General features: G+C 66.9%; 19 protein-coding genes. 14 read left to right on the top strand and 5 right to left on the bottom strand.

What is annotated here, in order from left to right:
- Window positions 1-107: 107 nt before the first annotated feature.
- The 4 genes from APY03_RS36955 to APY03_RS36940 all read right to left on the bottom strand — a co-directional run bounded on the left by APY03_RS36955 (window position 108) and on the right by APY03_RS36940 (window position 4,609).
- Window positions 108-1,544 (bottom strand): aldehyde dehydrogenase family protein, encoded by a 1,437-nt coding sequence (locus APY03_RS36955; protein WP_068685328.1) that lies wholly within the window; start codon window positions 1,542-1,544, stop codon window positions 108-110.
- 112 nt (window positions 1,545-1,656) lie between these two features.
- On the bottom strand, window positions 1,657-2,568 hold the full coding sequence (kdgD, locus tag APY03_RS36950) for a 5-dehydro-4-deoxyglucarate dehydratase (protein WP_068685326.1): 912 nt from the start codon (window positions 2,566-2,568) through the stop codon (window positions 1,657-1,659).
- Between the two features lie 126 nt (window positions 2,569-2,694).
- A complete protein-coding gene (locus tag APY03_RS36945; protein ID WP_068685324.1) occupies window positions 2,695-3,666 on the bottom strand; it encodes a Bug family tripartite tricarboxylate transporter substrate binding protein in 972 nt (323 codons plus the stop codon).
- Window positions 3,667-3,796: 130 nt separating this feature from the next.
- Entirely contained in the window at window positions 3,797-4,609 is an 813-nt protein-coding gene (locus tag APY03_RS36940; protein ID WP_068685322.1) for a FadR/GntR family transcriptional regulator, read from the bottom strand.
- Between the two features lie 69 nt (window positions 4,610-4,678).
- Between APY03_RS36940 and APY03_RS36935 the strand changes: the two genes are divergently transcribed.
- From APY03_RS36935 to dnaJ, 14 genes are all read left to right on the top strand, one after another.
- Window positions 4,679-5,497, top strand: coding sequence for an NAD-dependent epimerase/dehydratase family protein (locus tag APY03_RS36935; protein WP_068685320.1), 819 nt, complete (start codon window positions 4,679-4,681; stop codon window positions 5,495-5,497).
- Between the two features lie 62 nt (window positions 5,498-5,559).
- On the top strand, window positions 5,560-6,552 hold the full coding sequence (locus tag APY03_RS36930) for a TRAP transporter substrate-binding protein (protein WP_068685318.1): 993 nt from the start codon (window positions 5,560-5,562) through the stop codon (window positions 6,550-6,552).
- Window positions 6,553-6,574: 22 nt separating this feature from the next.
- Complete coding sequence (locus tag APY03_RS36925; RefSeq protein ID WP_068685316.1) at window positions 6,575-7,105, top strand: TRAP transporter small permease; 531 nt, start codon at window positions 6,575-6,577, stop codon at window positions 7,103-7,105.
- The gene (locus tag APY03_RS36920; RefSeq protein WP_068685314.1) at window positions 7,105-8,388 is read left to right on the top strand and encodes a TRAP transporter large permease; all 1,284 of its coding nucleotides are present in this window, start codon (window positions 7,105-7,107) and stop codon (window positions 8,386-8,388) included. Before APY03_RS36925 ends, APY03_RS36920 begins: the two co-directional genes overlap by 1 nt.
- A gap of 18 nt (window positions 8,389-8,406) precedes the next feature.
- The gene (locus tag APY03_RS36915) at window positions 8,407-9,420 is read left to right on the top strand and encodes a lactonase family protein (protein ID WP_068685312.1); all 1,014 of its coding nucleotides are present in this window, start codon (window positions 8,407-8,409) and stop codon (window positions 9,418-9,420) included.
- 9 nt (window positions 9,421-9,429) lie between these two features.
- Window positions 9,430-11,022 carry a galactarate dehydratase gene (gene garD / locus APY03_RS36910; protein WP_068685310.1) on the top strand — a complete coding sequence of 531 codons (1,593 nt, stop codon included), beginning with the start codon at window positions 9,430-9,432 and terminating at the stop codon, window positions 11,020-11,022.
- 23 nt (window positions 11,023-11,045) lie between these two features.
- On the top strand, window positions 11,046-11,810 hold the full coding sequence (locus APY03_RS36905; protein ID WP_068685308.1) for an SDR family NAD(P)-dependent oxidoreductase: 765 nt from the start codon (window positions 11,046-11,048) through the stop codon (window positions 11,808-11,810).
- A gap of 49 nt (window positions 11,811-11,859) precedes the next feature.
- Window positions 11,860-12,852, top strand: a complete 993-nt coding sequence (locus tag APY03_RS36900) for a Bug family tripartite tricarboxylate transporter substrate binding protein (protein ID WP_068685306.1) — start codon at window positions 11,860-11,862, stop codon at window positions 12,850-12,852.
- A 66-nt stretch (window positions 12,853-12,918) separates the two neighbouring features.
- Window positions 12,919-13,767, top strand: coding sequence for an archaetidylserine decarboxylase (gene asd / locus APY03_RS36895; RefSeq protein WP_068685304.1), 849 nt, complete (start codon window positions 12,919-12,921; stop codon window positions 13,765-13,767).
- A 163-nt stretch (window positions 13,768-13,930) separates the two neighbouring features.
- Complete coding sequence (locus APY03_RS36890) at window positions 13,931-14,299, top strand: winged helix-turn-helix transcriptional regulator (protein ID WP_068685302.1); 369 nt, start codon at window positions 13,931-13,933, stop codon at window positions 14,297-14,299.
- A 37-nt stretch (window positions 14,300-14,336) separates the two neighbouring features.
- A complete protein-coding gene (locus tag APY03_RS36885; RefSeq protein ID WP_068685300.1) occupies window positions 14,337-14,687 on the top strand; it encodes an FKBP-type peptidyl-prolyl cis-trans isomerase in 351 nt (116 codons plus the stop codon).
- 147 nt (window positions 14,688-14,834) lie between these two features.
- Entirely contained in the window at window positions 14,835-15,401 is a 567-nt protein-coding gene (gene grpE, locus APY03_RS36880) for a nucleotide exchange factor GrpE (protein WP_068685299.1), read from the top strand.
- Between the two features lie 101 nt (window positions 15,402-15,502).
- On the top strand, window positions 15,503-17,455 hold the full coding sequence (gene dnaK / locus APY03_RS36875; protein ID WP_068685297.1) for a molecular chaperone DnaK: 1,953 nt from the start codon (window positions 15,503-15,505) through the stop codon (window positions 17,453-17,455).
- Window positions 17,456-17,532: 77 nt separating this feature from the next.
- Complete coding sequence (dnaJ, locus tag APY03_RS36870) at window positions 17,533-18,663, top strand: molecular chaperone DnaJ (protein ID WP_068685295.1); 1,131 nt, start codon at window positions 17,533-17,535, stop codon at window positions 18,661-18,663.
- A gap of 66 nt (window positions 18,664-18,729) precedes the next feature.
- Here dnaJ and APY03_RS36865 read toward each other — a convergent pair whose 3' ends face one another.
- Window positions 18,730-19,401 (bottom strand): FadR/GntR family transcriptional regulator, encoded by a 672-nt coding sequence (locus tag APY03_RS36865; protein WP_083944839.1) that lies wholly within the window; start codon window positions 19,399-19,401, stop codon window positions 18,730-18,732.
- Window positions 19,402-19,446: the final 45 nt, after the last annotated feature.

Below are 19,446 nucleotides of genomic sequence, written 5' to 3'. Positions count from 1 at the left end.
GTGACTCGCCCGCCGGGGCGAACTCCCGGCCCCGGCCTCACACCAACTGCACCGTTCGAAATCAACCGCACCCCAACCCAAGAGGGAGAGGGAGAAAAAGGAAGACCTCAAGCCAACGTGTACGCCGTCTTCACCACAGTAAAAAACTCCTGCGCATACCGCCCCTGCTCCCGCGCCCCATAGCTCGACCCCTTCCGCCCGCCAAAGGGCACGTGATAGTCCACCCCCGCCGTCGGCAGGTTCACCATCACCATCCCCGCCTGGCTGTGCCGCTTGAAATGCGTCGCGTACTTCAGCGAAGTCGTGGCGATGCCCGCCGACAGCCCGAACTCCGTGTCGTTCGCCGTCGCCAGCGCCTCCTCGTAGTTCTTCACGCGGATCACGCTCGCCACCGGCCCGAAGATCTCTTCCTTGTTGATGCGCATGCTCGCCACCGTTTCGCTGAACAGTGCCGGCGACATGTAGTAGCCCTCGGTGTCGAGCCTCAACCGGTCGCCGCCGGCGACGAGACTGGCACCCTCCCCTTGGCCGATCTCGATGTAGTCCAGGTCCTGCCGCAGCTGGCTCTCGCTGGAGACCGGTCCGATGTCGGTGCCCTGCGCCAGCGCATCGCCGACCTTGATCTTCGCCATGCGCGCCTTCATCGCCTCGATGAACTTCGGGTAGATGCCCTCGGTCACGATCAGCCGGCTGGACGCGGTGCAGCGCTGGCCGGTGGAATAAAAGGCGCTCTGCACGCTGAGCTCGACCGCCTGGTTCAGGTCGGCATCGTCGAGCACCACCTGCGGGTTCTTGCCGCCCATCTCGAGCTGCACCTTCTTGTGGGTCGTCGCGCATTGCACCGCAATGCGGCGGCCAACGCCGACCGAGCCGGTGAAGCTGATGGCGTGGATGCCCGGATGGTTGACCAGCGCATCGCCGATCACGCTGCCGCGCCCCATCACCAGGTTGAAGACGCCGGCCGGGATGCCCGAGCGGCTGATGATCTCGGCCAGCGCCCAGGCGCAGCCCGGCACCAGGTCGGCGGGCTTCAGCACCACGCAGTTGCCGTAGGCCAGCGCCGGTGCGACCTTCCAGGCCGGGATCGCGATCGGAAAATTCCACGGCGTGATCAGCCCCACCACGCCCACGGGCTCGCGCGTGATCTCGATGCCGATGCCGGGACGCACCGATGGAACCACCTCGCCCGCCAGGCGCAGGCATTCGCCGGCGAAGAACTTGAAGATGTGGCCGGCGCGCGTGGCCTCGCCGATGCCTTCCGCGCGCGTCTTGCCCTCCTCGCGCGCAAGCAGGGTGCCCAGCTCTTCCTTGCGGGCCAGTATCTCGTTGCCGATCTTGTCCAGCGCATCCGAGCGCGCCTGCACGCTGCCGGTCGACCAGGCCGGAAAGGCGGCGTTGGCCGCGGCCACGGCCTCGTCGACCTGGCCGGCGTCACCCTGGGCGTAGTGGCCCAGCACGTCCTGCAGGTTGCTCGGGTTGGTGTTGGGGCTGTAGCTGGCGCCGGCGCGCCATTCGCCGTTGATCAGGTTGTCGAAGTTCTGCATGGCATGTCCTTGGTGTCGTCGGAAAAAAGTGCGGGGCCGTCTGGGCGGCCCCGCACGCTGTCTCAAGAATAGGCGAGGCGCAACGCCTCGGCCAGTGCCCCGCCCTTCGACCCTACTGCGGCCCGAGTTGACCGATGAGCGTCGCCAGCGCGTCGTACTCCTGCGGCTTGAGCTCGGTGAGCGGCGTGCGCACCGGGCCCGCGTCGTGCCCCACGATGCGCGCGCCGGCCTTGACGATGCTCACCGCATAGCCCTGGCCCTTGTTGCGGATCTCCAGGTAAGGCATGAAGAACTGCTTGAGCAGGCGGTGCTGCGTGGCCATGTCGTCGGCCGCCACCGCCTTGTAGAAATCCATCGCGGTCTTCGGGATGAAGTTGAAGACGGCGGACGAATACACCGGCGTGCCCAGCGCCTTGTAGGCCGCCGCGTAGACCTCGGCCGTCGGCAGCCCGCCGAGATAGGCGAAGCGGTCGCCCATGCGCAGGTGGATCGAGCTCATGAGCTCGATGTCGCCGATGCCGTCCTTGAAGCCGACGAGGTTGGGGCAGCGCTCGGCCAGCTTCTCCAGGGTATCGGGGTACAGCCGGCTCTGGCCGCGGTTGTAGACGATGACGCCGAACTTCACGCTCTTGCACACCGCCTCCACGTGCGCGGCCAGGCCTTCCTGGCCGGCTTCGGTCAGGTAGTGCGGCAGCAGCAGCACGCCGTGCGCGCCGGCCTTCTCGGCGGCCTGGGCGCACTGGATGGCGAAGCGCGTCGGGCCGCCCGTGCCCGCGATGATCGGCACCTTGCCGCGGCAGGTCTGCACCGCCGTCTCGATGATCCCCGGGTACTCGTCCGAGGTCAGCGAGAAGAACTCGCCCGTGCCGCCGGCCGCGAACAGCGCGCTCGCGCCGTAGGGGGCCAGCCATTCGAGGCGCTGGATGTAGCCCTTCTTGTCGAAGTTGCCCTCTGCATCGAAGTCGGTCAGCGGAAAGGACAGCAGGCCGGAGCCCATGATGGATTTGAGTTCTTGGGGATTCATCCAAAGATCCTGGAAAGAGTGAAGGGAAGTCGGGGAACACCGCGGACCGGCTTTGCCGGGCCGCTGGTGTTGCCCCCGGTGAGGGGCTGGGCGGCTACACGAAGTGAGCCAACCTGGGGGAGAGCTTCAGTCGAGCTTGATCTGCGCCGCGTCCACCACCTTGGCCCAGCGCGCGCGTTCCTTGTTGAAGAACTGCTCCTGCTCGGTGGGCGTCATGGTCACGACCTCGGCGCCCTGTCCGGCCAGCCGCGAACGGATGTCGGCCGAGCGGATGATGGTGACCAGTTCCTTGTTAAGGCGCTGGATGACCGCCTCGGGCGTGCCGCGCGGCGCCAGCATGCCCTGCCAGGTGCCCGACTCGAAGCCCGCCACGCCCTGCTCGGCGATGGTGGGCACGTCCCCGATCAGCGGCATGCGGGTGGACTTGGAGACGCCCAGCACCTTGAGCTTGCCGCTCTGCACATGCGGCAGCGTCGCGAGCATGCCGTTCATCAGCACCTGGGTCTGGCCGCCCACCGTATCCTGGATGGCCTGCACGCCGCCCTTGTAGGGCACGTATTGCCACCGCGCGCCGCTGGCTCGCTCGAGCGCCACGCCGGCCAGGTGCGGTGCGCTGCCGGTAGCGGTCACGGCGAAGTTCAGGTCGGCCTTCTTCGACAGGGCGACCAGTTCCTTCAGGTTGCCGGCCTGCACCGACGGATGCACCACCAGCAGGTGCGGCGAGTAGGCCAGCATGGTCACGCCGCGCAGGTCCTTCGACGGATCGAAGGCGAGCTTGGTGTAGACGGAGGGACTGATCGCCAGCGCGCCGACATCGCACAGCAGCAGCGTGTAGCCATCGCCCGGCGCCTTGGCCACCAGGTCTGCGCCGAGATTGCCGTTGGCGCCCGCCCGGTTCTCCACGATCACCGATTGCTTGAGCGCCTCCGACAAGGGCTGGCTGATGGCGCGCGCAATGATGTCGGAGGAGCCACCCGGCGGGTAGGGCACCACGATGCGCAGGGGCTTCGAAGGCCAGGCATCGGCTGCATGGGCAGAGCCGGCCAGCAGGCTCGCGCCAACGGCGCCGAGCACGAGATCGCGTCGATTGAGGGTCATGTGGGATGTCTCCTGGGACGTGGGGATGAGAGGCGGTTCAAGCCGGAGGAACAGAAGCCAAGTTGTTTCAAGTTATCAGTCATCGTACAACTTGATTGGCGGGATGTCCAGCGCGCAGCACCTCGGCCGCTCAGGCCGACGGGGCGCCGCCGGCCTGCCCAGGCGCCTGCGCTTCGCGCTGGGCGGCCTCCTGCGCCAGGCGCAGGCGCTCCCGGCTGTTGGTCAGGTGGATGCGCATGGCAGCGCGCGCGGAGTCCGGATCGCCCCGCGCGATGGCGGCGTAGATCTCCTCGTGCTCGCGGTTGACACGGCTCAGGTACTCGCCGCGGCGGTCGTGGTTGCGGATGGCCGTGATGCGGGTGCGCGGAATGATGGTGGTGCCGAGGTGGCTCATGATGTCCGCGAAGTACGGGTTGCCCGTGGCCTGCGCGATCTGCAGGTGGAAGCGGAAGTCGGGCGCCACCGTGTCCCCCGCCACCGCCACGTTGCGCTCGAAATCGTCGAGCGCGTCGCGCATCGCTGCCAGCTGCTCCTCGGTGCGGCGGGTTGCGGCCAGCCCGGCGGACTCGGTCTCCAGGCTGATGCGCAGCTCCAGCACCGCCAGCACGTCGACCGTGGTCGCGATGTCGGAGCCCTCCAGCCGGAACATCCCCGCCGCCCGGGGCTGCAGCACGAAGGTGCCGATGCCATGGTGGGTCTCCACCAGGCCGCCGGCCTGCAGCTTCGACAGCGCCTCGCGCACCACGGTGCGGCTGACGCCGTAGGCCTGCATGATGGCCGACTCGGTGGGCAGCTTGTCGCCCGGCCGCAGCTGCTGGCTGCGGATCTTCTCGCCCAGGTCGTCGACCAGGCCATGCGCCAGGCCCCGCCCGCGACGCCGCGGGCTGCCGCCCAAGGCGGCCGGCTCGGCGGCTGCGGTTGACCCCGTTGACATGCGCGACATGGGCTGATGATAATCAACCGGGCGTTGTACGACAACCGATAACCGATGACCTCAGAGAGACAAGCAACGATGAGTGCGCCTTCCTCCCCTCCCCGCCTGAACCGGCTGCTGCTGACTGGCGCCGCCGGCGGCCTGGGCAAGGTCCTGCGCGAGCGACTGCGCCCTTTCGCCCGGACCCTGCGTGTATCCGACATTGCCGCGCTGGAGCCCGCGGAGGGCCCGCACGAGGAAGTCGTGCCCTGCGATCTGGCCGACAAGGCCGCGGTCGATGCGCTGGTCGCCGGCTGCGACGCGGTCGTGCACCTGGGCGGTGTCTCGGTCGAACGCCCTTTCGAGGAGATTCTCGAGGCCAACATCAAGGGCGTCTTCCATATCTATGAAGGCGCGCGCCGCCACGGCGTGAAGCGCGTGGTCTTCGCCAGTTCCAACCATGTGATCGGCTTCTACAAGCAGAGCGAAAGCATCGACGCCCACGCACTTCGCCGTCCCGACGGCTATTACGGCCTGTCGAAGTCCTTCGGCGAGGACATGGCCCAGTTCTACTTCGACCGTTGGGGCATCGAGACGGTGAGCATCCGCATCGGCTCCTCCTTTCCCGAGCCGGCCAATCGCCGAATGATGAGCACCTGGCTGAGCTACCGGGACCTGACGTCCCTGATGGAAAAGTCGCTGTTCACGCCGCACGTCCAGCATACGGTGGTCTACGGCATGTCAGCCAACCGCAACGTCTGGTGGGACAACCACGCCGCGGCGCACCTCGGCTTCCAGCCGCAGGACAGCTCCGAGGTCTTCCGCGCCAAGGTCGAGGCCCAGCCGCCGGTACCGGCCGAGGATCCCAATTCCGTCTACCAGGGCGGCGCCTTCACGGCCCAGGGTCCATTCGAATAGGGACGTGCATTCGTCCTTTTCAGACTCGCAATATTCACATCACAAACCTCAGGAGACTTTTCATGCCCTTCCATCGCACCCTCCTCGCCGCAGGCGCGGCTGCGGTCACCCTCGCGTGGGCGGCCGCTCCCGGCGTCGCCGCCGCACAGACGATGACGCTCAAGGCGGCCGATGTTCATCCCGCCGGCTATCCCAATGTCGTGGCCATCGAGCACATGGGGAAGAAGCTCGAGGAAGCCACGAAGGGCCGGATCAAGCTGCAGATGTTTCCCGGTTCCGTTCTCGGGGGTGAAAAGGAAATGATCGAGCAGACGCAGGTCGGCGCGATCCAGATCCTGCGCACGTCGCTGGGGCCGATCGGCCCCGTCGTCCCCGAGGTCAACGTGTTCAACATGCCTTTCGTCTTCCGTGACGAGGCGCACATGCGGGCGGTGATCGACGGACCCATCGGGCAGGAGATGCTCGACAAGATCACCGCCTCGCCGGCCCGGCTCGTCGGCCTCGGCTGGATGGATGGCGGCACGCGCAGCCTTTACACCAAGAAGCCGGTACGCACGCCCGCCGACCTCAAGGGAATGAAGATCCGGATGATGGGCAACCCGCTGTTCGTCGACACGATGAATGCCATGGGCGGCAACGGCATCTCGATGGGCTACGGCGAAGTGTTCACCGCCATCCAGACCGGCGTGGTCGACGGCGCGGAAAACAACCCGCCGACCTTGTTCACCGCCAATCACTACCAAGCCGGCGCCAAGTACTACACCCAGACCAATCACCTCATCATTCCCGAGATCTTCGTGATGTCGAAGGTCACCTGGGACAAGCTGTCCAAGGACGACCAGGCCCTGGTCAGGAAGTTCTCTCGCGAAGCCCAGATGGAGCAGCGCCAGCTGTGGGACAAGAGCGTGGGCGACTACACGGCGAAGCTGAAGGCCGCGGGGGTCGAGTTCATCAACATCGACAACAAGCCCTTCTACGAGGCTACCGCTCCCGTGCGCGCCAAGTACGGTGCCGACTACGCCGCGTTGATCAAGCGCATCGAAGCAACGAAGTAGAAAAGAAAGCCGGCAAGACCTCATGGATCCCCTCTTCGTTCGGCTGTGCGACCGCCTCTACCTGGGCTGCATCTGGTTCGCCGGCACCGCCATCTTCCTGATGTCGCTGATCATTCCCTGGGGGGTGTTCACGCGGTACGTGCTCGGCACCGGATCCCAATGGCCGGAGCCCGTTGCCATCCTGTTCATGATGGTCTTCACTTTCATCGGTGCCGCGGCCGCCTATCGCGCCGGGGCCCACATCGCCGTCACGATGCTCACGGACCCGCTGCCTGCCGCACTGCGGGGCGCGCTGCGGGTTCTCGTGAATCTGCTGATGGTCGTCGTGTGCGCGTTCGTCGCCTACTACGGCTTCCGGCTGTGCGTCGAAACATGGAACCAGTCGATCAGCGAACTGACATGGCTGCCGGTTGGCGTCACCTACGCTTCGCTCCCGATCGGCGCCGTGGCGACCCTGCTCTTCGTGATCGAGCGCATGGTGTATGGCAGCCAGGCCGACCGGGACATCGTGCGCTATGAGGAAACCGCTGCAGGTGGCGAGGGAGCGCACTGATGGACACTCTGGTCCTGCTCGGCAGCTTCCTCGTCCTCATGGCGATCGGGGTTCCGATCGCCTATTCGCTGGGCCTGGCGGCGTTGGTAGGCGCGCTGTGGATCGACATCCCGCTCGACGCGGTGATGATCCAGCTTGCCTCGGGCGTCAACAAGTTCTCGCTGCTGGCAATCCCCTTCTTCGTCCTCGCCGGCGCGATCATGGCGGAAGGCGGCATGTCGCGCCGCCTGGTCGCTTTCGCCGGCGTGCTGGTCGGCTTCATCCGCGGCGGGCTGTCGCTGGTGAACATCCTTGCGTCCACCTTCTTCGGCGCGATTTCCGGATCGTCGGTGGCCGATACCGCCTCGATCGGCTCGGTCCTGATCCCCGAGATGGAAAGAAAGGGCTACCCGCGTGATTTCGCCACCGCAGTGACCGTGAGCGGATCGGTGCAGGCCATCCTGATTCCGCCCAGCCACAACGCAGTGCTCTATTCGCTGGCCGCCGGGGGCTCGGTTTCGATTGCCAGCCTGTTCGTCGCCGGCATCGTGCCGGGGCTGCTGATGGGCCTGACGCTCGCCGCCTTGTGCCTGATCATCGCCAGCCGGAACAACTACCCAAAGGGCGAAGTGATCCCCCTGCGCCAGGCGTTGAAGATCTGCCTCGACGCGATGTGGGGGCTGATGACCATGGTGATCATCCTGGGCGGCATCCTGTCCGGCGTGTTCACCGCCAACGAGTCCGCATCGATCGCGGTCGTGTGGGCCTTCTTCGTGACGATGTTCATCTATCGCGACTACCGTTGGCGCGATCTGCCGAAGCTGGTGCATCGCACCGTAAAGACGGTGACCATCGTGATGATCCTGATCGGCTTCGCGGCGTGCTTCGGCTACATGATGACGCTGATGCAGATCCCGCTGAAGGTCATGACCTTCTTCACCAGCGTCTCGGACAACAAGTACGTGATCCTGATGATGATCAACGTCATGCTGCTGGTGCTCGGCACGCTGATGGACATGTCGCCGCTGATCCTGATCCTCACACCCATTCTCTTGCCGGTGGTGAAGCTGCTCGGGGTCGATCCGGTGCACTTCGGCATGATCATGATGGTGAACCTGGGTATCGGCCTGATCACCCCGCCGGTGGGTACCGTGCTTTTCGTCGGCAGCGCCGTGGCGAAGCTCCCGCTGGGCGTGGTCACGCGCGCTGCCGCGCCCTTCCTCGTCGCACTGTTCCTGGTACTGCTGGCCGTCACGTATGTGCCGGCGTTGTCGCTCTGGCTGCCCCGGCTGCTCGGCCTCTGAGCTCGAACCGAAACGACCATGACGAGCGCAGTCTTCGTTTCCCATGCCGACAGCGGAGAGCTCCGCGTGTTCGCACTCGACGACGCCACCGGCGCGCTGTCGCCGATCCAGCAAGTCGCAGTCGGGGGCATGCTGATGCCGATGGCGCTCAGTCCTGACCGGCGCCGGCTCTACGTGGCGCGTCGTTCGGAGCCGCTGGCCGTCGCGGCCTTCGCCATCGATCCGGCCGACGGCCGGCTCACGGCACTGGGTGAAGCAGCGCTCCCGCACAGCATGGCCTATATCGCAACCGACCGCAGCGGACGTAACCTGTTGAGTGCCTCGTACGGAGGCCACCTGATTGCCGTGAGCCCCATCGGTGCCGACGGCGTACCGGGCCCGGCGCGCCAAGTGCTCCCGACCGGCCCCAACGCCCACTGCATCCAGGCCGACCCGGCCAACCGGAATGTCTACGCGACGAGCCTGGGCGGCGGCGTCCTGGTTCATTGGCGTTTCGATCCCGCAAGCGGAGATCTCGCCGAGGCAGAGCCGAATGTCCTGCGGCTGCACGCGGGCTCGGGTCCGCGCCATTTCGTCTGGGATGCGCAGGGCCGCATCATGTACCTACTGGGCGAACTCGACGGCTCGGTCTCGCGCCTCGGTGTCGATCCGGAAAGCGGCAGGGCGAGCGTGCTCGACACGATTTCCGCGCTGCCGCCGGGCTTCGCGGGCGAAGCGTGGGCGGCCGATCTGCGACTCACCCCCGATGGTCGCTTCCTCTACGCGAGCGAGCGCAAGTCCAGCACGCTCGCCCTTTTTCATGTCGACCCTGCCAGCGGGAAGCTCACTGCGGCCGGGCATGTGCGCACCGAATCGCAGCCGCGCGGCTTCGCCATCGATCCGTCCGGCCGCTTCCTCGTTGCGGCGGGACAAGCATCCAACCGCATCGCCGTCTACACGATCGCAGCCGACTCCGGGGCACTGGCTCCTTGCGGCGCGACACCCGTGGGCCAGGGGCCCAACTGGGTCGAGATCGTCCGGCTCGAATCCTGAAATCCCGCCATGAACGCCCCCTCCCGACCTTCGCAGCCGCTGACCGTCCGCATGCACGAGCGTGACAACGTCGCCATCGTGGCCAACGACGGCGGCCTTCCCGCCGGAACGGTGTTCCCATCGGGGCTGACGCTGCGCGAGAAGGTGCCGCAGGCGCACAAGGTGGCGCTGATCGACATTCCGGAGGGCGGCGAGGTTCGCCGATACGACGTGGTGATCGGCTACGCGCTGAAACCCATCGCCGCCGGCAGCTGGGTCCACGAGCGTCTTCTGAAGATGCCGGCCGCTCGCGCACTCGAGGGCCTGCCGATCGCGACCGTGAAGCTCCCGCCGCCGGTGCCGCTGGAGGGCTACACCTTCGAGGGCTACCGCAACCCGGACGGCTCCGTCGGCACGCGCAACATCCTGGCCATCACGCAGACCGTGCAGTGCGTGGCCGGCGTCACCGAATTCGCGGTGCAGCGCATCAAGGCCGAGCTGCTGCCGAAGTACCCGAACGTCGACGACGTGGTCGCGCTGGAGCACAGCTATGGCTGCGGCGTGGCCATCGATGCGCCGGACGCGGTCATTCCGATCCGCACGCTGCGCAACATCAGCCTCAACCCGAACTTCGGCGGCGAGGTGATGGTGGTGAGCCTGGGCTGCGAGAAGCTGCAGCCCGAGCGGCTGATGCCGCCCGGCACCATCCCGCTGATCGACGAGCGCAACGTCGCCGACATCGGCGACAGCGCCGAGGCGAAGCTCGACGTGGTCTGCCTGCAGGACGAAGCGCACGTCGGCTTCATGTCGATGGTCGACTCCATCCTGCGCCAGGCCGAGGAACACCTGGAGCGCCTGGACGCCCGCCGGCGCGAGACGGTGCCGGCCAGCGAACTGGTGGTCGGCGTGCAGTGCGGCGGCAGCGACGCCTTCTCGGGCGTCACCGCCAACCCGGCCGTGGGTTTCTGTACCGACCTGCTGGTGCGCGCAGGCGCGACGGTGATGTTCTCGGAGGTGACCGAGGTGCGCGACGGCATCGACCAGTTGACCTCGCGCGCCGCAACGCCGGAGGTCGCCGAGGCCATGATCCGCGAGATGGCCTGGTACGACGCCTACCTGGACCGCGGCCGCGTCGACCGCAGCGCCAACACCACGCCCGGCAACAAGAAGGGCGGGCTCTCCAACATCGTCGAGAAGGCGATGGGCTCGATCGTGAAGTCGGGCAGCGCGCCGATCTCCGGCGTGGTGCCGCCCGGCGAGAAAGCGCGGCAGAAGGGCCTGCTCTATGCAGCGACGCCGGCCTCCGATTTCATCTGCGGCACGCTGCAGCTCGCCGCCGGCATCAACCTGCATGTCTTCACCACCGGCCGGGGCACGCCCTACGGGCTGGCCGAGGTGCCGGTGATCAAGGTCGCCACGCGCAGCGATCTGGCGCGCCGCTGGCACGACCTGATGGATGTCAATGCCGGCCGCATCGCCGACGGCGAAGCGAGCATCGAGGACGTGGGCTGGGAGCTGTTCCGCCTGATGCTCGACGTGGCCAGCGGGCGCAAGAAGACCTGGGCGGAGCACTGGAAGCTCCATAACGCGCTGGTGCTGTTCAACCCGGCGCCGGTCACCTGACACAAGGAAAACAGGAGAACATCATGGAAGATCTCAAAGGCAAGATTGCCCTCGTCACCGGCGCCAGCACCGGCATCGGAGCGGCCGTCGCGAAGGGCTACGCGGCCCGCGGCGTGCGCGTGGCGGTGCACTACAACCGCTCGGCGGGCCCCGCAAAAGAGGTGGTCGACGCGATCACCGCCGCCGGCGGCGAGGCCTTCGCGCTGCAGGGCGACGTGCGCGACAGCGAAGCGATCCGGCGCGTGGTGCGTGAAACCACGTCGCGCTGGGGCGCCATCGACATCCTCGTCAACAACGCCGGCAGCCTGGTCAAGCGCGTGCCGATCGCCGAGTTCGATGACGCGTTGTTCGACGACATCCTGCACATCAATGCCCGCTCGATGCTCGCCTTCTGCCGAGAGGTGGTGCCGCTCATGCGGGCGCAGGGACGCGGCGGCAGCATCATCAATGTGTCGTCGGTAGCGGCGCGCCACGGCGGCGGGCCGGGTGCCTATCTCTATGCAGGCGCCAAGGGTTTCGTCAGCACGGCAACCCGCGGCCTGGCCAAGGAACTCGCGGCCGAGCGCATCCGCGTCAATGCGGTAGCGCCGGGCGTGATCCAGACGCCCTTCCACGACCAGTTCTCGACGCCGCAGATGCTCGAGTCCTTCAAGGCCACGATCCCGATGGCCCGCATCGGGGAACCCGAGGAGTGCGTCGGCGCCTTCCTCTATCTCGCCTCGGAGCAGCTCTCGGGCTATGTGACGGGCCAGATCCTCGAGGTCAACGGCGGCCAGTACATGCCCTGAGCCACCAGGGGCATCGCCATTAATTACTGAACGTCAAGGAGACACCCTCATGCAACGCCGCACACTCATCCGCACCGCACTCGCCTCGCTCGCCGCGGGCCTGCCGGCCCTGCCCGCTTTTGCGCAGGGCCAGTGGCCGACCGGCAAGGCCATCACCTACCTCGTGCCCTTCCCAGCCGGCGGCACGACCGACGTGCTCGGCCGCCTCATCGCCCAGAAGCTCGGGCCGGCGCTGGGCACCAGCGTCGTGATCGACAACAAGGGCGGCGCGGGCGGCAGCATCGGCTCCGAGATCGCGTCGCGCGCCGCACCCGACGGCTACACGATGCTGGGCGGGACGATCAGCTCGCACGCGATCAACGTGAGCCTCTATCCGAAGATCGGCTACGACCCGCTGAAGTCCTTCGCGCCGGTCACCCTGATCGGCACCAACCCGGTGGTGCTGGTGGTGAACCAGGCCAGCCCCTACAAGACGCTGAAGGATGTGCTGGAGGCCAGCAAGAACAAGTCGGGCGGGCTCTCCTCCGCTTCGGCCGGCACCGGCACCTCGCAGCACCTCACGCTGGAGCTGCTGGCCTACAAGTCGGGCGTCAAGTTCACCCACGTGCCCTACAAGGGCAGCGGCCCGGCGATCCAGGACGTGATCGGCGGCCAGGTCGACATGATGTTCGACACCACGGTCGTCGCCGGCCCGCACATCCAGAGCGGCAAGCTCCGTGCGATCGCGGTGAGCTCGGCCAAGCGCCTGCCTTCGCTGCCGGACGTGCCGACGGTCGCAGAGTCCGGCGTGCCGGGCCTGCAGGACTTCGAGGTGCTGTCCTGGCAGGCCGTCTTCGTGCCGGCCGGCACGCCGTCGCCGGTGATCGACCGGCTGCACACCGAGATCCGCAAGATCCTGGCCGAGCCCGAGATGCAGGACAAGCTGAAGGGCTTCGGCATGCAGCCGGCCGACATGACGACCGCGCAGATCGCAGCCTTCCAGAAGGCCGAAGTCGAGAAGTGGGCGCAGGTGATCAAGGCGGCGAACATCAAGCCGGAGTAGGCGCCGTCCCGCAGGCGACGGCTGGGGCGCTGGCTAGAATCGCCTTCCCTTTCCGGAAGCCCCACCGTGTCCCGATTTGCCGTCCTGCCGCAGTACCTGTTTCCCAAGCAGGCGCTGACCAACTTTGCCGGCTGGGTGGCCGGCAAGGAACGCGGCGCGCTCACGACGTGGATCATCCGGCGCTTCGTCGCCAAGTACGGCGTCGACATGGCCGAGGCGCTGGACAGCGACATCGCCAGCTACACGAGCTTCAACGACTTCTTCACCCGCGCGCTGAAGCCCGGCGTGCGGCCGATCGCGCAGGCCGACCTGGTCTGCCCGGTCGACGGCGCGATCAGCCAGTTCGGACCGATCGAGGGCGACCAGATCATCCAGGCCAAGGGCCATCGCTACACCACCACCGCGCTGGTGGGCGGCGACGCGGCGCTGGCCGCGCAGTTCCAGCACGGCAGCTTCGCCACGCTGTACCTGAGCCCGAAGGACTACCACCGTATCCACATGCCCTGCGACGGGCGGCTGGTGCGGATGATTCATGTGCCGGGCGAACTGTTCTCGGTCAACCCGGTCACGGCGCGCGGCGTGCCGGGCCTGTTTGCGCGCAACGAGCGCGTGGTGTGCGTCTTCGAGTCGGCGCGTGGCCCCTTCGTGCTGGCGCTGGTCGGCGCCACCATCGTCGGCAGCATGGCCACGGTCTGGCACGGGGTGGTCAACCCGCCGCGCGGCGGCGAACTGCGGGAATGGCGCTACGACGATCGGCAGATCGTGCTCGGGCAAGGCGAGGAGATGGGCCGCTTCCTGCTCGGCTCGACGGTGGTGATGCTGTTTCCGAAGCCGCCGCTGGAATTCGATCCCGCATGGGCGCCAGGGCGCGCGGTGCGCCTGGGCGAAACCATGGCCCGCTACCCCGGCGCCTGAACGCCTCGCCCTCACAGCCCGCAGCCGGCCTCACAGGCCAGCTATGAAACTTGTAGCACGCCCCCATCTGGGATATAGTCGCCGGCCCGGTCTGAGGCCGGATCCGACAAGAACATGCAGCGCCGCTCGCGGCCGCCGCCGTCCTCCCGAGGAGATGCCCTGAATGAGCAGCAAGGAAAACGCGGCGGTCAGCCAACTGCTCGCGTTGCTCGAAGCCCGCTACGCGCTGCGTGTTCTCTGGGCGCTGCGCGACGGCCACGCCCAGACCTTCCGGCTCCTGCAGGACAGCGTCGGCAACATCACGCCGAACACCCTCAACACCCGCATCAAGGAGATGCGCGAGGCCGGCATCGTGAGCCACGGCGGCGAGGGCTACAGCCTGACGCCCACCGGCCAGGATCTGCTCAGGCGCCTCTCGGACCTGCAGGCCTTCGCGGTGAAATGGCAGCTCAACCAGGTCAAGAAAACCGTGCCGGCGCCGCTCGAGCCGGCCGCGCCGCCGCCGCCGGAGGCACCACCGGCGCCTCGTTAAACTGCAGGGCTTTCCCTTCCACTTCCCAAGGAACGCCATGCCCACCACTCCCTCCGGCCTCCAGTATGAAGACAGCGTCGTCGGCGATGGCGCCGAAGCCAAAGCCGGCCACCATGTGCACGTGCACTACACCGGCTGGCTCTACAACGACGGCGTGCAAGGCGCCAAGTTCGACTCCAGCCGCGACCGCAACGACCCCTTTGCCTTCTCGCTCGGGGCCGGGCAGGTGATCAAGGGCTGGGACGAGGGCGTCGCCGGCATGAAGATCGGCGGCAAGCGCACGCTGATCATCCCGCCCGCGCTGGGCTACGGGGCGCGCGGCGCCGGCGGCGTGATCCCGCCCAACGCCACCCTGAAGTTCGACGTGGAGCTGCTCGACACCCATTGAGCGCCCGGCGCGGCGCGCCGCCCGCGTCGCTCGCCAGATGCGCCTCCCGAGGCGCATTTTTTTCTTGAATTCCCCACCATTGGCCCCAGTTGGCCGTGATCGTTCTCTTCTTCCTGAGTTCCCGGCGAGGTCGCCGGCTTTTTGAGCATGACTGATCCGCAAAAACCCCCACCGAATCCCGAGACGCTGCAAGGCGAAGCCAGCCCCGAGGAACTGGAGGCCGCGCAAGCCGCCAACGAGGCTGATGCGCTGGCGGCGGCCACCGCCGAGATCGCCCAGCTCCGGGCCAAGAACGCCGAGCTTTCCGACCAGTTCCTGCGGGCCCAGGCCGACGTGCAGAACGCGCGCCGCCGCGCTGACGAAGATATCACCAAGGGCCGCAAGTTCGCCATCGAGTCCTTCGCCGAGAGCCTGCTGCCGGTGCTCGACAGCCTGGAGGCCGGCCTGGCGCACAAGGACGCCACGCCCGAGCAGATCCGCGAAGGCGCCGAAGCCACGCTGCGCCAGCTCAAGAGCGCGCTGGAGCGCAACAAGGTGATCGAGATCGCGCCGCCCGCCGGCAGCAAGTTCGATCCGCACCAGCACCAGGCCATCTCGGTGGTGCCGGTCGAGGGCCAGGAGCCCAACACCATCGTCGGCGTGCTGCAGAAGGGCTACACCATCGCAGAGCGCGTGCTGCGCCCCGCCCTGGTGACCGTCTCGCCGGGCAACTGATCCCCACGAAACTCACAGGAAATCCCCGCCTCCTCCCTTGAATCGAGACGGGTTATCCACAAGTTCACAACAACATCTTTTTCGCGTTCAGGAGCAACCAAATGGGCAAAATCATCGGCATCGACCTCGGCACCACGAACTCGTGCGTGTCGATCATGGAAGGCAACACGACGCGCGTGATCGAGAACTCCGAAGGCGCGCGCACCACGCCCTCGATCGTCGCGTACCAGGAAGACGGCGAAGTGCTCGTCGGCGCCTCGGCCAAGCGCCAGGCGGTGACCAACCCCAAGAACACCATCTACGCGGTCAAGCGCCTGATCGGCCGCAAGTTCGAGGAGAAGGAAGTCCAGAAGGACATCGACCTGATGCCCTACAGCATCACCAAGGCCGACAACGGTGACGCCTGGGTCGAGGTGCGCGGCAAGAAGCTGGCGCCGCCCCAGGTCAGCGCCGAGATCCTGCGCAAGATGAAGAAGACCGCCGAGGATTATCTCGGCGAGGCCGTGACCGAGGCCGTGATCACCGTGCCCGCCTACTTCAACGACAGCCAGCGCCAGGCCACCAAGGACGCCGGCCGCATTGCCGGGCTGGACGTCAAGCGCATCATCAACGAACCCACCGCGGCCGCACTGGCCTTCGGCCTCGACAAGCAGGACCGCGCCGACCGCAAGATCGCCGTGTATGACCTGGGCGGCGGCACCTTCGACATCTCGATCATCGAGATCGCGGACGTCGACGGCGAGAAGCAGTTCGAGGTGCTGTCGACCAACGGCGACACCTTCCTCGGCGGCGAGGACTTCGACCAGCGCGTGATCGACTACATCATCGGCGAGTTCAAGAAGGACCAGGGCGTGGACCTGAGCAAGGACGTGCTCGCCCTGCAGCGCCTGAAGGAAGCGGCCGAGAAGGCCAAGATCGAGCTGTCGAACAGCGCGCAGACCGACGTCAACCTGCCCTACATCACGGCCGACGCCTCGGGCCCGAAGCACCTGAACATCAAGCTCACCCGCGCCAAGCTGGAGAGCCTGGTCGACGAGCTGATCGAGCGCACCATCGCGCCCTGCCGCACCGCGATCAAGGACGCCGGCGTGTCGGTCAACGACATCCATGACGTGATCCTGGTCGGCGGCATGACCCGCATGCCCAAGGTGCAGGAAAAGGTGAAGGAGTTCTTCGGCCGCGAGCCGCGCAAGGACGTCAACCCCGACGAGGCGGTGGCCGTGGGCGCCGCGATCCAGGGCCAGGTGCTCTCGGGCGACCGCAAGGACGTGCTGCTGCTCGACGTCACCCCGCTGTCCCTCGGTATCGAGACGATGGGCGGCGTGATGACGAAGATGATCACGAAGAACACCACGATCCCGACCAAGTTCGCGCAGACCTTCTCGACCGCCGAAGACAACCAGCCGGCCGTGACCATCAAGGTGTTCCAGGGCGAGCGCGAGGTGGCCGCGGGCAACAAGCTGCTGGGCGAATTCAACCTCGAGGGCATTCCGCCGGCCTCGCGCGGCACGCCGCAGATCGAGGTGAGCTTCGACATCGACGCCAACGGCATCCTGCACGTCGGCGCCAAGGACAAGGGCACCGGCAAGGAGAACAAGATCACCATCAAGGCGAACTCGGGCCTGTCGGAGGACGAGATCCAGAAGATGGTGAAGGACGCCGAGCTCAACGCGGCCGAGGACAAGAAGAAGGTCGAGCTGGCCCAGGCCCGCAACCAGGGCGAGGCCATGGCCCACAGCGTGAGAAAGTCGCTGGGCGAGCATGGCGCGAACCTGGAAGCCGGCGAGAAGGAAAAGATCGAGGCCGCGATCAAGGAGCTGGAAGAAGTCCTCAAGGGCGAGGACAAGGCGGCGATCGAAGACAAGACCAACACGCTGATGACCGCCAGCCAGAAGCTCGGCGAGAAGATGTACGCCGACGCACAGTCCGCGGCCGGCGCGGCCGGAGCCGCCCCAGGCGGCACGGCAGGCGGTGCTGGCCCGGAAGCTGCAAGCGGCGCTGCGGCCGACGACAACGTGGTCGATGCCGAGGTCAAGGAAGTCAAGAAGGGTTGACCTGAAGACCCCGTTGCAAGGCTGGATCTCCTGACAAGGCGGTCCGGCCTTTTCCGTTCTCGACACCGCTATCGAACATGGCCACCAAACGCGACTATTACGAAACCCTCGGCGTTCCCAAGAACGCGAGCGAGGAAGAAATCAAGAAGGCTTATCGCAAACTGGCGATGAAGCACCACCCTGACCGCAACCATGGCGACAGCAAGGATGCCGAGACCAAGTTCAAGGAGGTCAAGGAAGCCTACGAGATGCTGTCGGACCCGCAGAAGCGCGCCGCCTACGACCAGTACGGCCACGCGGGGGTCGATCCAAACATGCGCGGCGGCCCCGGGGCCGAGGGCTTCGGCGGCTTCGCGGAAGCCTTCGGCGACATCTTCGGCGACGTGTTCGGAGCCCGGGCCGGCCGCGCAGGCGGCCGCCAGGTGTTCCGCGGCAGCGATCTGAGCTATGCGATGGAGATCACGCTCGAGGAGGCGGCCGACGGCAAGGATGCGCAGATCCGCATCCCCAGCTGGGACGATTGCGGCACCTGCAAGGGCACCGGCGCCAAGCCCGGCACCAAGCCGATCACCTGCACCACCTGCCATGGCAACGGCGTCGTCCAGATGCGCCAGGGCTTCTTCAGCGTGCAGCAGACCTGCCCCACCTGCCACGGCACCGGCAAGATCATTCCCGAGCCCTGCGCCACCTGCCACGGCCAGGGCAAGATCAAGAACCACAAGACGCTGGAGGTCAAGATCCCCGCCGGCATCGACGACGGCATGCGCATCCGGAGCACCGGCAACGGGGAGCCGGGAACCAACGGCGGGCCACCCGGCGACCTCTACATCGAGATCCGGCTGAAGAAGCACGAGCTGTTCGAGCGCGACGGCGACGACCTGCACTGCGTGGTGCCGGTCAGCATCACGACCGCAGCCCTCGGCGGCGAGATCAGCGTGCCCACGCTCAAGGGCCCGGCGGCCATCGACATCCCCGACGGCACCCAGAGCGGCAAGCAGTTCCGGCTGCGCGGCAAGGGGATCAAGGGCGTGCGCTCGAGCTACCCCGGCGACCTGTACTGCCATATCCGCGTGGAGACGCCGGTCAAGCTCACCGAGCACCAGCGCAAGCTGATCAAGGAACTGGACGAGTCCCTCAGGAAGGGCGGCGACAAGCACAGCCCGACCGACAAGGGCTGGTTCGACAAGGCCAAGGAATTCTTCAGCTAGGCAAGCTCAGCAGGCCCAATCCTTTCGATTTGGGCCTGATTGGTATGAAGACGCCGCGCGCTGTTGTCAGTAACCGAGGAGGTTGCGCCGCACATGCGTCAGGTGCTCCAGGCAGAGCTGCACGGCGCGGGCGCCGTCCCGGTCCTTGAGCGCGGCGACCAGTTGCCGGTGCTCGCGCTGGTAAACGAGGCGGCGCTCGGGCGTGGCACTGCGGCGCTTGAGCATGCCCCATTCGCCTTGGGCCCGAACCTCGTTCATGCGCTGGAACACGGCCGAGATAAAGGCATTGTGCGCGGCATCGGCAATAGCCTCGTGCAGGCGGCCATCCCACAGTTCGAATTCCTCGAGCGTGGCGGCCGCCTCGCCCCTGTCGCAACACGCCTCCATGCGGGAGAAGTCCGCAGCGGTGGCATTCCCCACAACCATGGCGATGATCGCCGGCTCGAGCACCAGGCGCGCGCTCATCAGCTCCGCGGGACTGGTGGCGAGCGGGGCCTCGCCCTGGCTCAGGTCCGCCAGCGCCCGGGCGACCTCGTCGCTCACATAGGTGCCGCTGCCAACGGTCTGGGTGATCAGCCCGCGCTCCTTCAGCTCCGCCAGCACCCGCCGCACCGTCGTGCGGCTGAGGCCGAACTGGCCGCTCAACGCCCGCTCGGTGGGCAGCCGCTGGCCCGCCCGCCAGGTGCGTGACTTGAGGTTGTCGAGAATTGCTTCCCGCAGGGTCAGGGCGCTGTACACGGTTGCAGTTCGAGCTCGGAAGTCTTGGACGGAAGGCCGGCGGCT

This window comes from Variovorax sp. WDL1 (genome assembly GCF_001541225.1).
Classification (GTDB): Bacteria; Pseudomonadota; Gammaproteobacteria; order Burkholderiales; family Burkholderiaceae_C; genus Variovorax.
The sequence above is the reverse complement of the archived record's forward strand: the minus strand, read 5'-3'. Positions and strand labels throughout refer to the sequence as shown.

What these genes read in the sequence shown, in the direction of transcription:
- APY03_RS36955 (WP_068685328.1), bottom strand. Translation starts at nt 1,544, where the DNA reads ATGCAGAACTTCGACAACCTGATCAACGGCGAATGGCGCGCCGGCGCC.
- kdgD (WP_068685326.1), bottom strand. Translation starts at nt 2,568, where the DNA reads ATGAATCCCCAAGAACTCAAATCCATCATGGGCTCCGGCCTGCTGTCC.
- APY03_RS36945 (WP_068685324.1), bottom strand. Translation starts at nt 3,666, where the DNA reads ATGACCCTCAATCGACGCGATCTCGTGCTCGGCGCCGTTGGCGCGAGC.
- APY03_RS36940 (WP_068685322.1), bottom strand. Translation starts at nt 4,609, where the DNA reads ATGTCGCGCATGTCAACGGGGTCAACCGCAGCCGCCGAGCCGGCCGCC.
- APY03_RS36935 (WP_068685320.1), top strand. Translation starts at nt 4,679, where the DNA reads ATGAGTGCGCCTTCCTCCCCTCCCCGCCTGAACCGGCTGCTGCTGACT.
- APY03_RS36930 (WP_068685318.1), top strand. Translation starts at nt 5,560, where the DNA reads ATGCCCTTCCATCGCACCCTCCTCGCCGCAGGCGCGGCTGCGGTCACC.
- APY03_RS36925 (WP_068685316.1), top strand. Translation starts at nt 6,575, where the DNA reads ATGGATCCCCTCTTCGTTCGGCTGTGCGACCGCCTCTACCTGGGCTGC.
- APY03_RS36920 (WP_068685314.1), top strand. Translation starts at nt 7,105, where the DNA reads ATGGACACTCTGGTCCTGCTCGGCAGCTTCCTCGTCCTCATGGCGATC.
- APY03_RS36915 (WP_068685312.1), top strand. Translation starts at nt 8,407, where the DNA reads ATGACGAGCGCAGTCTTCGTTTCCCATGCCGACAGCGGAGAGCTCCGC.
- garD (WP_068685310.1), top strand. Translation starts at nt 9,430, where the DNA reads ATGAACGCCCCCTCCCGACCTTCGCAGCCGCTGACCGTCCGCATGCAC.
- APY03_RS36905 (WP_068685308.1), top strand. Translation starts at nt 11,046, where the DNA reads ATGGAAGATCTCAAAGGCAAGATTGCCCTCGTCACCGGCGCCAGCACC.
- APY03_RS36900 (WP_068685306.1), top strand. Translation starts at nt 11,860, where the DNA reads ATGCAACGCCGCACACTCATCCGCACCGCACTCGCCTCGCTCGCCGCG.
- APY03_RS36890 (WP_068685302.1), top strand. Translation starts at nt 13,931, where the DNA reads ATGAGCAGCAAGGAAAACGCGGCGGTCAGCCAACTGCTCGCGTTGCTC.
- APY03_RS36885 (WP_068685300.1), top strand. Translation starts at nt 14,337, where the DNA reads ATGCCCACCACTCCCTCCGGCCTCCAGTATGAAGACAGCGTCGTCGGC.
- grpE (WP_068685299.1), top strand. Translation starts at nt 14,835, where the DNA reads ATGACTGATCCGCAAAAACCCCCACCGAATCCCGAGACGCTGCAAGGC.
- dnaK (WP_068685297.1), top strand. Translation starts at nt 15,503, where the DNA reads ATGGGCAAAATCATCGGCATCGACCTCGGCACCACGAACTCGTGCGTG.
- dnaJ (WP_068685295.1), top strand. Translation starts at nt 17,533, where the DNA reads ATGGCCACCAAACGCGACTATTACGAAACCCTCGGCGTTCCCAAGAAC.